The organism is Burkholderia sp. AU30198 (genome assembly GCF_020419825.1).
Classification (GTDB): domain Bacteria; phylum Pseudomonadota; class Gammaproteobacteria; order Burkholderiales; family Burkholderiaceae; genus Burkholderia.
On the sequence record NZ_JAIZSA010000005.1, the window covers coordinates 208200 to 221140 of the forward strand.

Annotated in this window: 11 protein-coding genes; all 11 read right to left on the reverse strand. The window is 68.8% G+C overall.

From position 1 onward, the window contains the following. Window positions 1-198 precede the first annotated feature (198 nt). The gene (locus tag LGN19_RS14055; RefSeq protein WP_226215311.1) at window positions 199-2142 is read right to left on the reverse strand and encodes a heavy metal translocating P-type ATPase; all 1944 of its coding nucleotides are present in this window, start codon (window positions 2140-2142) and stop codon (window positions 199-201) included. Beyond that, the gene (locus tag LGN19_RS14060; RefSeq protein WP_226215313.1) at window positions 2139-3182 is read right to left on the reverse strand and encodes an SPFH domain-containing protein; all 1044 of its coding nucleotides are present in this window, start codon (window positions 3180-3182) and stop codon (window positions 2139-2141) included. Before LGN19_RS14060 ends, LGN19_RS14055 begins: the two co-directional genes overlap by 4 nt. Next, window positions 3179-4222 (reverse strand): protease modulator HflC, encoded by a 1044-nt coding sequence (gene hflC / locus LGN19_RS14065; RefSeq protein WP_175221173.1) that lies wholly within the window; start codon window positions 4220-4222, stop codon window positions 3179-3181. Before hflC ends, LGN19_RS14060 begins: the two co-directional genes overlap by 4 nt. A gap of 93 nt (window positions 4223-4315) precedes the next feature. After that, window positions 4316-6211, reverse strand: coding sequence for a protease modulator HflK (gene hflK, locus LGN19_RS14070; protein ID WP_226215314.1), 1896 nt, complete (start codon window positions 6209-6211; stop codon window positions 4316-4318). Between the two features lie 202 nt (window positions 6212-6413). Next, window positions 6414-6911, reverse strand: a complete 498-nt coding sequence (locus LGN19_RS14075) for a hypothetical protein (protein WP_226215316.1) — start codon at window positions 6909-6911, stop codon at window positions 6414-6416. Between the two features lie 406 nt (window positions 6912-7317). After that, entirely contained in the window at window positions 7318-8295 is a 978-nt protein-coding gene (locus LGN19_RS14080) for a type II secretion system F family protein (protein ID WP_226215318.1), read from the reverse strand. Between the two features lie 36 nt (window positions 8296-8331). Beyond that, window positions 8332-9309: a type II secretion system F family protein gene (locus LGN19_RS14085; protein WP_175221167.1), complete on the reverse strand. Its 978-nt coding sequence runs from the start codon at window positions 9307-9309 to the stop codon at window positions 8332-8334. A 33-nt stretch (window positions 9310-9342) separates the two neighbouring features. Further along, the gene (locus tag LGN19_RS14090; protein WP_122949891.1) at window positions 9343-10710 is read right to left on the reverse strand and encodes a CpaF family protein; all 1368 of its coding nucleotides are present in this window, start codon (window positions 10708-10710) and stop codon (window positions 9343-9345) included. A gap of 19 nt (window positions 10711-10729) precedes the next feature. Continuing rightward, window positions 10730-11938: an AAA family ATPase gene (locus LGN19_RS14095; RefSeq protein ID WP_122949892.1), complete on the reverse strand. Its 1209-nt coding sequence runs from the start codon at window positions 11936-11938 to the stop codon at window positions 10730-10732. A gap of 22 nt (window positions 11939-11960) precedes the next feature. Then, window positions 11961-12404 carry a TadE/TadG family type IV pilus assembly protein gene (locus LGN19_RS14100; RefSeq protein WP_226215320.1) on the reverse strand — a complete coding sequence of 148 codons (444 nt, stop codon included), beginning with the start codon at window positions 12402-12404 and terminating at the stop codon, window positions 11961-11963. After that, a complete protein-coding gene (locus LGN19_RS14105) occupies window positions 12401-12934 on the reverse strand; it encodes a TadE/TadG family type IV pilus assembly protein (protein WP_226215322.1) in 534 nt (177 codons plus the stop codon). Before LGN19_RS14105 ends, LGN19_RS14100 begins: the two co-directional genes overlap by 4 nt. Window positions 12935-12941: the final 7 nt, after the last annotated feature.

The window sequence follows — 12941 nt, forward strand, 5'->3', positions numbered from 1 at the left end:
TGCGGTGCAGGGGAATTTGGCAACCGTAGAGGCAGGTCGCCGCTGAACGGCCACCCTTCGACGCAATGCCGCGGTTGCGACGGCATGCCTCGGCGCTCGCGCTGCGTAGGTCGGGACGACAATGCATGGCGGCATGCTCACCGCCGGTTGCAAACGACGACGGCGCTGACCCGCACTCGACGATCGCCTCTCCTCCGTTCACCCGCCGCGATCGTCCTCGTCGATCCGCAGCAGCCGGCCGGCGTTCGCGATCACGACGAACGTGCCGACGTTATGCAGGATCGCCGCCCACACCGCGCCGAGCATCCCGGTCGCGGCGAGCGCGATCACCGCGAGCGTCCACGCGAGGCCGATCGCCGCATTGGTCGTCGCCGTGCGACGGCATTGCCGGCCAAGGCGGATGCAGGTCGGAATCCGCCGCAGGTCGTCGCCCAGCAGCACGACGTCGGCCGATGCGATCGCGATGTCGACGCCGCGCTCACCCATCGCGATGCTCGTCGAGCCGGCCTTGATTGCCAGCACGTCGTTCAACCCGTCGCCGACCACGAGCGGATGCAGGCCGGCGCCGATCTCGCGCATCACGTAATCGAGCTTGTCGTGCGGCAGCGCCTGCGCGATCACCGTCTCGATGCCCGTCTCGGCCGCGACTTTGCTGGCGACGCGCTCGAGGTCGCCCGTCAACAGCGTCTGTCGCGCAAGGCCCAGCGCCCGCAGCTCGGCGAGCGCCTCGCGCGCGTCGGGCCGCAGCGTATCCGCGAAACCGAACCACGCGAGCAGCCGCCCGCCGAGCACGAGGCCGACGAGCGGCCCGTCGAAGCGTTCCGGGGCCGGCGGCAACGCATCGACGTGGTCGGCCAGCAGCGCGGGCCGACCCAGCACGGCCGTGCCGTCCGGCGTGTCGGCGACGACACCGAGCCCGCGCAATTCCCGCGTGCGGTCGAACGGGGCAACGGCGGCGCCGGTGAGGCCGGATGCGGCGGCATCGCGAACGAGCGCGCGGCTCGCCGGGTGCGCGCTGCTTTCGCCTAGCCGTGCGGCCAACGCACGCGCCTGCGCGCCGTCGACGCCAGGCTGCAACCACATCTGGCGGACCTGCAATTCCCCGCGGGTGAGCGTGCCCGTCTTGTCGATCACGAGCGAATCGACTTCGGCGATCTTGTCGAGGAACGCGGCATTGCGAAACAGGATGCCGTGCCTTGCGCCGACCGCGATCCCGGCAATCGCCGTGGCCGGCGCGGCGAGCACCAACGCGCACGGGCACGCGGCCACGATGACCGCGAGCATCGCCGACGCATTCGCGGACGTGAACCAGACGATCGCCGCGATCAGCAGGACGAGCGCGAGATACGCGCCCATGTGCCGCTCGAGCACCTGCGTGACGGGCGGCTTCGCCTGCTCGGCGTGCTGCATCAGCGCGATGATCTTGCCGAGCGTCGAATCCTTGCCGGTGTGAGTGACGTCGATGCGCAGCACGCCATCGAGATTCAATGCGCCGCCATACACGGTGCTGCCTGCGTCGACGTCGTGCGGTACGGATTCGCCGGTGATCGGCCCGTTGTCGACGCTCGACGTGCCCGCCACCACGACGCCGTCGACCGGAATACGCGCGCCGGCCACCACTTCGATGCGGTCGCCCGCACGCAGCGCGTCATACGCGACTTCGACGACACTGCCGTCGGCACCGATGCGACGCACGCGGCCGGCCGTCAGTCGGCCGAGCGCGCGGATCGCTTCCTGCGAACCGAGCACGCTGCGCTCTTCGAGCGCATGGCCGAACGTCATCACGATCGGCAGCAGCGCGGCCGTCGTCATGTCGCCGATCGCCCACGCGGCCAGCATCGCGAGCGCGATCAGGCGATCGGTCACGCCATGCAGGCTCGGTGCGCGCAGGCTGTGCCACGCACTCGCAAACACCGGCCCCGCGACGATCAGCGACGCGAGCGCGGCGAGGAGTTGCGCGAGCGTTTCGCCACCGCCCGACAGCATGCGCCACGCGAACGACAGCACGAGCAGACCGCCCGCGAGCAGCGCCAGCGCGATCTGCCGCGTGATAGTGCGGCGTTCGCCGGAGGACAGCGCGTAGGCCGTCGTGCCGGCGGGAGCGACGTCCGGCTGCGTGGCCGGTTCGGCGAGCGAATTCATCGGGCGTTTCCGGGCAGGATCAGGTTCGAGGTGTCGTGCGGATCGATCGTCGTCACGCGCCCGGCTTTCGACAGCACGCGCTGCACGCGATCGCGATACAGCCGCGCCAGCAGCCCCGGATCGCCGTTCTCGCGGAGCGTCGCGTCGAGCTGCCGGATTTCGAGCGTGTCGGTCTGCGCGGTGGCGACGCGTTCGGCCGCATGGGCCCGCGCGTCCTGGACGATCCGGTCGGCATCCTGCTGCGCGTCTTGCCGTTGCTGTTCGGCGGCGGTGCGTGCTTCGGCGATGGTCCGCTCGGCGAGCTGCAGCGACGTCAGCACCGCGTTGAACGCATCGGCAGCCGCACCGGGAAACGCGGGCTGCACGTCGACACGCGCGACTTCGACGCCGAGCCCCGCGTGCGCCGCGTCGAGCGCGCGCAGGTGCCGCGCGATCGCATCGGCGAGATCGCCGCGCAACCGTTCGCGACGCGCGGCCATCTGCCGGTCGGCGGCCAGTTGCTCGGGCCGAGCCACCAGGATCGCGTCGAGATCGCGGGTCGCCGCGACCTCGACCGCCGACGCGGACACGATCCGCTCGAGCGCTGCGTCGAGACGGTCCCGCTGCAGCACATACGCGTACGGATCGCTGACGCGGTAATAGAGCACCGCGCTCAACGCGACCGCGCCGCCATCGCCCGTCAGTACGTAGCCGGAACCGGCCTGCGCATCGGGCAACCGCGCAACGCCCGGCACGGATGGCGCGAGCGCCCGCGGATCGCGGTCGAGCGAGCGGATCCGCTGTTCGAGCACGCGAGCGGCGCCCGGCACGAGCAGGACCGATTCGAACGGCTGCGGCCATGCGATCACGAGCCCGGCGTCCTGGGTGCGCACGAGCGCGCCGAAACGTATCACCACTGCGCGGCTGTCCGCCGGAATCCGTCGAATGTTCGAGCCGGCCCACGCGCATGCGGCGAGCACCGCGAGCGCGGCGACGAACCAGAACGACAGGCGCACGGCCTGCGCGCCCGGCCCGAGCGGCGGTGCGGACGGTTCGCTCATCGCGCGGCCTTGTGCGTCTTGGGCGCCGGTGCGGCCTGCCCCGACGCGTCGCCCGGGCCCTGCACGAGCACGCGGAACGGCGCGGCGTCGGTGCGCAGGATCAGGTTCGTATTGGTGCCGACCACCGCGTTCAGCGTGTCGAGCGAACGCAGCATCGTGTACAGGTGCGGGTTGCCCGCATAGCTCTTGCCGTAGATGTCGGCCGCGTCCTTGCGCGATTGCGCTTCGATGCCGGCAGCTTTCACGTTCGCATCGGCCAGCGCGATGCGCGCGTCGCGCTCGGCGTCCGAGCGGATCTGCGCGGCCTCGCGATTGCCATCAGCGGTGCGCTGCGCGGCCACCGTCTCGCGTTCCGCGCTCATCCGGTCGACCGTCGCGGCGAGCGTGACGGCCGGCAGCGTGAGCCGTTCGAGCCCGACCTGGGCGACGCGCACGCCGTAAGCCGCATAGAGCTGCGCGTCGATCTGCCGGCGCAACGCCTCTTCGAATTCGCCGATCTTCACCTGTGCCGGATCGGTGTTCACGAGCGACGCGAGATCGTACCCGGCGGACGTCGTCTGCAGCGCGGAGCCGACGAGCGAGCGGATCTGCCGCGCGGCTTCGTCCGGCTCGTTGCCGACCGCACGCATGAAGCGCCCGATGTCGCGCGCATCGGCCGGCACGCGCCACGCGACGTAGGCCTCGACGATGATGCGCAGCCCGTCGCGGGTACCGACATCCTGCAGGCCGCTCGACGTGGTGTGCAGGCGCAGGTCGACGGGCGTCACCGCATCGATCGGCGCGGGCAGGCGCCACGCGAGCCCGGGTTCGAGCAGCACGCGCACGGGCCGCCCGAAGCGCGTGATCACCGACGCCTCGCCGGCACGCACCTGCACGAAGCTCGCGACCGCGAGCGCGACCAGCACGCACAGCGCCGCAACGGTGACGCGCAGGCGGAACGCGCCGGGCGGCTGCGGTGCACCGCGATGCGCGTGACGAGGGTGGTCGTGGCCATGGCCGTGGTGCGCATGATCATGCGCGTGCGAATGAAACAGACTCACGATATCGCCCCGGGTGCGGCGTCGCCCGCGTGTGGTGCGACGGCACGGCCTGCCGCCGTGGTACGCCGCCCACGCGGATCACGCCGCGACATGTCAATGGATGCCGGCCAGATCGCCGGCGGGAGTATTGCGCAGATCGACGGTCGCCCGCGTGCCGTCGGCAAGCCGGTCGTCGATGATCGTCATGCGCGCGTTGTGCAGGCCGCGTTGCAGCCGGTCGAGGTAGTACTCGAACGGAAACGCGGGGCCGCCGAGCCGGTACGCGACCACGTCGGCGTCGAAATCGATCTGCTGCACGCGCGCGGACGACACCGTATCGCCGGCCTGCGCTTCCGCATGCGCGACCCGTTCGAGCGCCTGCTGCTGCGCGTTGCCGAGCAGGCCGGCCGCGAAACCGCGCGCCTGCGCGACGCTGCCCTGCGCGCGGATCTGCGCAGCCTGCACGTCATGGAACGCGGCCGCCGCGCCGGTTGGCGGATGCACGCTCTCGATCACGACCGCGATCACGTCGACACCGCTTTGCAGCCGGTCGAGCTGTTGCTGGATCGCGCGCTTCAACTGGTCGGCCATCGCGGCCTGATTCGTTTCCAGCAGCGCGTCGAGCGTATGCGACGCGAGGTAGTGCACGAGTTCGCGATTGGCGCTCGTGCGCACCGTGCTTTCCGGGTCGATCGTGCGATAGAGCGCCGCGCGCGCGTCGGCATCGGTCGGGCCGAGACGGTAGTCGACCCGCACGTCGGCGTTGACGATCTGGAAGTTCTGGCGGTCGCCGTTTGCGCCGGCGATCACCTGGGTGGTTTCCCAAGGATGCGGTGCATCCCACAGACGGTCGAGGCGTTCGGGCGTCGGGCCGTCGGCGAGCACGGGCGTCGTATCGGCGCTGCCGTCGTTCGCGCTGCCCGCGATCGCGACCTGGTGCACCGCGCCGTTGTCGACGATGCGCGCGCGCCCGAACGGCCAGGGCAGACCGATGTGCAGGCCCGGCTGCCAGACCGCGACTGGCGCGCCGAATCGTTCATACACTGCGCGCTGCTCCGGGTTCAGCACGGCGACGGCGGTGAGCAGCCACGCGCAGGCGACGGTGGCGGCGAGCGCGGCAGGCAGCAGCCGCACGAAGCTGCGCCAGCCCCAGCTTTGCCGTAGGTCGATGCCGTACCGATGGCGCAGTTCGGCGCCGAGCGACGCGAATGGCGACGGGCGCCGGCTCAGCAGCCCGGCGATCGCGCTGGCCGGCACGACGGCGCCGCGCGGCACTGAAAACCACGACAGCACGCCGCGCAGGGCCAGTTCGGCGGCAACGGCTGCGTTGAGCAGCGCGACCGCATGCACGAGCCTGTCCGCCGTGCGGTGCCGGAACGCGAACCAGGCGGTGGCCAGTGCCCCCGCGAGCGCGGTGACGAGCGCGACGCGCAGCACCCGCGTGAGCGACGCGGACACCGCCGAGCCGCTGGCGGCCGCCGCATGATGGCGTTCGGCGACGAGTGTCAGAAAAGCGAGGACGATGCCTGCCGCGCCAGCCGCGAGCGTGGGTTCGGGCGCAGCCATCGCGCGAATCAGCATGACGGGCGACGGTGGCTGCCACGCGAGTGCGGCAAGCGTGACTGAGAGCACACCGCCGGCGGTGACGGCCCACGGCCGCCAGTCGATCGCGGCGGCGATCGCCGGCCACGGGTTGTCGTCGCGCTCAGGTTCATGCTTGCGGCTGAACGCATTGCGCAGCCAGTCGCCGATCAGCGTGGCGGCCGATATTTCCGGAGGATGGCGGCGGGCGCGGCCGGCCAGCAGCACGCCGATCGCGACGACGAGTACGTTGCACCATGCGCTGGCGAGCGGTGCGCACCAGCGCAGGTCGGCAGGCAGGATGTCGACAGCACCCAGCGTGCCGAGCGCGGCGACCAGCAACGCGGCGGCGCCTGCGACCGGCGCGAGTGCGTCGCGGCCGGCCGGGCTGCCGGGAATGTCGTCGTTGCCTTCCGCCTGTTGCCCCATCGGGGGTTCCTTACGTACGCGTTACAGGATGCGCAGGAGTCCGTGCGGAATGCTGCGAGCGGCAATGTAGCGCGGCGGATGATGAAACTCAAGGCATCGATGCGATTGGCGCGCAGGACGAAACAGTCTCAGGGATCGAACCTTTCCGCCGCCTTGCAGCCAACGCGATCGCCGGCCGCCCGCGCGGCGAATCACCCCGGATTCAGATCCGGTGCCGGTACGTCGCCGACTCGATCTCGAGCACCCGGCCGGAATTCGGTACGAACGCGATACGGACACGCTCGCCGTTACGCAAATTGTCAATGGTGTCCTGGTCGACGTCGAAGCGTCGACGCGGCACGTCGGGGCCGTCGTCGGCAATCAGCAGGTAATAGCTCGGCACGCCACCCACACGGCGCACGTCGAGCCTGGCTACCGTGGTGTCGAGCACGAACTTCCGGTTGGCTTTCAGGTCGAGCGAGACCTTGTGCTCGTACCACTTGCCGATCAGATACACGCTCAGGCTGGTTATCACGACGATCCCCGCGACCCACAGGAACGTCAGCAGCGGAAACGCCATCCGCTCCATGAGGAAGACGAGGCCGACCGGCACCGCGGTAAACACGAGCGCCACCACGACGATCAGCAAGCCGCCGCCTTTCATTCCGCGCAAGCGGGCGCGCTCGTGGGGCTCCAGCGGTTCGATCGTCAGCGTCGGCATGGTTCTCCTGTCGTATCGCGACCGGACATGGCGCGTGCAGCGCCGCGATTGCCGCCCATGCTATCGCGCGGCGCCGATCCTGTCATCGCCGCGATTGCGTCCGGGATGAAGCTGACACGCCGGTCGCGATCCGCGACCTCCGCGTCGTCGCGCACAACGCGATGCCGGCAAACTTCGCCGGCATTCAGGTTAGCAGTAGGGGGCAGCCGGTAAGGCGGTGGACTACGGCTAGTTCCATGGCCGACCATGGGTCCAGGATGCATTGACGCCGCTATGGTCAACCTGTCTCGCGGTGCCGCCTGGGGAGGGAGCCTCCATGAAGCCTGTTGCCGTGCCGGCCGGCGGGGGTGGCCGTCCGGCACGCAAAACCTTTATTGACGATTCCGGCGTGACGCCGGCGCGCCGCTCAATGCCCCATCACGGCGAACGTCGGCAACAGCACGCGATACACGTGAATCATCGCCGGCCCGAGCAGCACCAGCATCAGCGCGGGAAAGATGCAGAAGATCAGCGGGAACAGCAGCTTCAGCGCGATCTTCGCGGCCCGCTCCTCGGCGCGCATCCGGCGCCGCGTGCGCAGCATGTCCGACAGCACGCGCAGCGATTCGCTGATGCTCGTGCCGAAGCGATCGGCCTGGATCAGCATCGTGCAGAACGATTCAATATCCTCCACACCGGTGCGCAGCGCGAGATTGCGCAGCGCCGTCTCCTTCGTGAAGCCGGAGCGCATCTCGAGCAGCAGCAGGTCGAGTTCGCTCGAGACCACCTCGCTCGTGAACCGCAGCTCCTCGCTCACCTTCATCAGTGCCGCGTCGAGCCCCAGGCCCGCTTCGACGCACACCGTCAGCAGGTCGAGCGCGTCCGGGAAATCCTCGAAGATCTTCTGCTGGCGCACCTTGATCCGCTGCGACAGCACGATGTTCGGGATGTAATAGCCGATCCCGGCGAGCACGACGAGGATGACCGACAGGATCGCGCGCTCGTCCCCGAGCCGGGTCGTGACCAGCACCAGCAGCGCCGCGCACGGCACCGCGAGCGCGAGGAACGTCTTCGCGGTGAAATACAGCGCGGCCGCGCTCTGGTTGCGCCAGCCGGCATTCATGAGCCGGATGCGCAGCGGCGAATTCTCCCAGCCATCCTTCGGCACCGACAGCTTCGAGATCGGGGTCGACAGTTCCACCAGCTTCGCGACCCAGCGCGACGCCATGTCGTCGCCGTCGCCCGGGCCCACCACGCCGGCACCGGCACCGGCGCCGCCGGCCTGCTGAATCCGGCGCTGGATGTTGCGCGGCGCGAACAGCAGCATCGCGGCGAGTGCGCCGCCGGCCACGAAGAGGAACAAGCCACCCAGCATCACGGCGTGGACTACGCTCAGGTTTTGCATGACAGCCTCGCAACGGTTCGTTATTCGATTTGCGCGTCAGACGCGAATCCGGACAATGCGGCGGATCCACAACAGGCCAAAGAGCATCGACACCAGCATCGCGCCGACCATCCTGATCCCTGCCGGATCCTCCCAGAGCACCGACAGGAACTCGCGGTTCAGCAGCGCGATCGCGCCCGCGGTACCGAACGGCAGCAGCCCGAGAATCCACGCGGACAGCCGCCCTTCCGCCGACAGCACGCGCACCTTGTCGAACAGCTTGAAGCGCTCGCGGATCAGCGCGGAGATGCTGTCGAGCAGCTCGGCCAGGTTGCCGCCGGTCTCGCGCTGGATCAGCACCGCGATCACGAAATAGCGCAAGTCCTGCACCGGCACACGCGTCGCGAGGTTCGTCAGCGCGTCGTGCAACGACACGCCGTAGTTGACCTCGTCGAACGTGATCCTGAACTCGCCGCCCATCGGATCGGGAAACTCTTCGCTCACCATCCCGAGCGTGCTCGTGAACGAATGGCCGGAGCGCAGCGCGCGCGCGATCATGTCGCAGATGTCCGGCAACTGCCGTTCGAGCTTGCGCATGCGCCGCCTGCGGCAGCGCACCACGTACATCGTCGGCAAGCATCCGGCAAACAGCGCGATCGGCAGCACGGCCAGTTGCGGCAACGCGGCGAAGCTCAGCGCCAGCCAGGCGAACACCGGAAACACCGCGCTGAGCACGATCAGCTTCGGCAGCGACCAGTCGAGGCCCGATTGCTGGATCAGGAGATCGAGCGTCTGCACGCGCGGCATGCGCAGCAGCAACCGATCGAACGGCTTCGACTCGTCGAGCATCCGCTTCTTCAGGATCGACAGCCGCTCCTGCTGCACGTTGCCGCCGGCCGACATCGCGCGGATGCGCGACTCGATCCGGCGCGCGGCCGTGCCGTGCCGCGCGTTCCACCATTGATAGGCGCCTTCGATCGTCAACACGACGGCGACGAAGGTGAGAATCACAAAGGCGTAAAAGATCGTGTTCATGAGGCCTCCCCGGCAGCCAACGGCGCCCTGTCGTCAGTTCGTCTCGTAACGCTGCGACGGGTCGTAGAGCGAATCCGGCAGGTTGATGCCGAATGCCTGCAGCCGCTCGACGAACTTCGGCCGCACGCCGGTCGCGCAGAAGTGGCCGCGTACCGAGCCGTCTCGATCCACGCCCGTGCGCTTGAACGTGAAGATCTCCTGCATGTTGATGATGTCGCCTTCCATCCCGGTCAGCTCCTGGATGCTGACGATCTTGCGCTTGCCGTCCGTCAGCCGCGCGGCCTGCACGACCACCGAGATCGCCGACGCGATCTGCTGGCGCATCGTCTTCGGCGGCAGCGTCAGGCCGGAAACGCTGATCATGTTCTCGAGCCGCGTCAGCGCGTCGCGCGGCGTGTTCGCGTGGATCGTCGCAAGCGAGCCTTCGTGGCCGGTGTTCATCGCGTTGAGCATGTCGAGCGCTTCCGCGCCGCGCACTTCGCCGAGGATGATCCGGTCCGGGCGCATCCGCAGCGCGTTGCGCACCAGCGTGCGCTGCGTGATCTCGCCCTTGCCCTCGATGTTCGGCGGGCGCGTTTCGAGCCGCAGCACGTGCGGCTGCTGCAGTTGCAGCTCGGCGGCGTCCTCGATCGTCACGATCCGCTCGTTGCGCGGAATGTAGCCGGACAGGATGTTGAGCAGCGTCGTCTTGCCGCTGCCGGTGCCGCCCGACACCAGCACGTTCACCTTCGCACGCGACAGCGCATCGAGCAGCTCGGCCATCGGCGGCGTCAGGCTGTGGTAGCGCACGAGGTCGTCCATCTTCAGCGGGTTCACCGCGAAACGCCGGATCGACATCAGCGGCCCGTCGATCGCGGACGGCGGGATGATCGCGTTCACGCGCGAACCATCCGGCAGCCGTGCGTCGACCATCGGGCTCGATTCATCGATGCGGCGCCCGACGCGCGACACGATCTTCTCGATCACTTTCATCAGGTGCGCATCGTCGTAGAACGTCACGTCGGTCAGTTCGAGCTGGCCGCTGCGCTCGACATAGACCTGCCGGTACGTGTTCACGAGGATGTCGGAAATGCCGGGGTCGCGCAGCAGCGCTTCGAGCGGGCCGAAGCCGAACATCTCGTCATACACGTCGATCGCAAGCTGCCGCCGCTCGATGTCGTTCGCCGGCATCCGTTCGTCGTCGAGAATGCGCGAGATCAGCGCGGCGATTTCCTGACGGACCTGATCCTGCTGCAGCCGCGACAAGCGCTCCAGCTCCACGCGCTCGAGCACGGCCAGGTGAATTTCGCGGCGCAGCTTCTGGTACGCATCGCGTACCGACGAATGAGCCGGGCCGGCCGGTTCGCTGCCCGCCGCCAGCGGCGGGGTCCGGTGCAACGACATCTGTTCGCGCAATGACATGATCGATTCCCCGAAAGAGTTACATGGACTTGAGCTTCGGCGTGGCCTTGCGGCCGAAGAGCCTGGACATCAGCGGTTCGCTGCGCGCGGCGCCGTGTCCCGCGCGCACCTCCCCTTCGACCAGCTGTTTCGCGTAACCCTGCAGCGCACGCGTGACCGCCGTGCTGCGTGCGAGCCGCGATACCGGATGGCCCTGGTTGACCGCTTCGAGCACGGTGTCGGCGTCGTCGGGCATCGTGCAGGCGGCCTTCATGCCGAGCACTTCCTCGAGCGCGGTGCGGGTCCGGTCGCTCGCGCGCGTCGCACGGTTCAGGACGAGCCGCATCTGGTCGGTCGAGTAACCGAGCGACACGAGTATCTCCAGCAGCCGGCGGCCGGCGCGCACGTGCGGCATCGTGGGCTGCATCACGAGCTGGATCTGGTCGCTGCGATCCAGCGCGACCATCGACAGCGGGTTGATGCCGACGCCGATGTCGAAGATCACGAAGTCGTAGCGCGGCGCGGCGACGCCCAGGATCCATTCGAGCGCGTCCTCGCGCATCTCGGCGGCCTTGACCGGGTCGCCGGCGCCCGCGAGCACGTGGAAGTTCTCCGTCACGTGCGCAACGCTCGCGTCGAGAAACGCGCTGTCGAGCCGCTCGATCTGCGTGCACAGCTGCGGCAGCGTCGACGGCGGGGTTTCGTCGCTGACGAGAAAAGCCGCATCGGCGAACTGCTGGTTCAGGTCGATCAGCAGCACGCGGCGCTTGAAGCCTTCCGCGATCTCGAAGGCGACATTGCTGGCCGCGAAGCTCGTGCCGGCCCCGCCCTTGCACGACATGAACGAGACGATCCGCGTATCGTCGGTGTCGCGCCGCGTGCTTTGCGCGGCCGCGCGTTCGAGCGCGTTGCCGAGCGCCTGCGGGTCGAGCGGCCACTGCAGCACGTCGCGGGCGCCCGCGCGCATCGCGTCGAGCAGCACGTTCGGCGACGCGTCCGCGGTCACGAGGATGCAGGTCAGCCCGGCGTGCGCCCGGCAGATCCGCTCGATCGCCGACAGCTCGGACGCGTCGAGCAACGTGCCGTCGATCAGCACGATGTCGAACGCGTCGAGCCCGTCGGTGCGATGTTCGATCTGCGACGGTCGGCCGGTCGCGCGCGTCGCGCGATAGCGTCCGCAGTCGGCCACGAGGCGCGCGATCTGCGTGAGTCGCGCGGTGTCGTCGGAAGCTACGAGGATGTTGATCATGACGTGTGCCTCGTTTGTTCGATCAGTTGCAGTTGGCGCCGCCGGTCGAGGAAGTCAGGCTTTCCCGCGGCAGTGTCGTCGTGAACGGCGGCATCGTCACCGTGACGTTCACGAACGGGATCATCGTCTTGACCGTGACGTTCGTGACGCTCACGGTCACGAACGAGCACGTGTTCACGGTGCAGTTGGCCGGGGTGTAGTTCACCGACACGTTCGCGCTCGACAGCAGCGGCAGCAGCGCGGTCACGCGCTTCGCGACGCCCGCCGCATTGACGTCGCACACCACCGCCGTGCGCGCGCCCAGGCGCACGGCTTCGCTCGCGGTGTTCCAGTAGAACAGCACGCGGCCGAATTCGAAGATGCCGATCAGCAGCATGATCAGGACCGATGCGATCAGCCCGAACTCGACGAGTGCAGCACCGCGCTGGCCACGCCGGCGCGACAGCGGAAAATGGCGCGCGTTCATGACACTTGCCTCATCACGGTGACGATGTTGCCGAACGTGATCGACGTGATCCCCGGATACACGGGGATCGGCTGGTACTGGTAGCCCTTGATCTTGACTTCGACGACGTTGATGGCGCCCGTCGCCGTACCGCCTGACGCGTTGTTGTTCGCGTCGTAAGTCGGCAGGTTCGCGAATTGCGACGGGTCGGACGCGTCGCTGCAGCCGGTCGTGTGCTGCGCATCGCAGATCGTCACCATCGAGGTCGTGAGCCCCGGCACCAGCTCGGTGCCGGACGCACCGCACGTCGTGCTGCCGTAGACGACGAGGCACTGCGCCGCCGACACCGGATACGCGCTGTCGGTCGGCAGCCAGACCGACAGGTAGCGCGCCGCATCCCGCGTCGCCTTGGTCAGCGTCTCGTACTGGTAGATCGCGCGGCCGAACTCGGCCACGCCGGTCGCGAGCAGGATCATCGGCATCAGCACGATCGCGAACTCCACGGCGACGACGCCACGGGTGCGCGAACGGCGAAACGGACGGGTTTTCATGATCGTC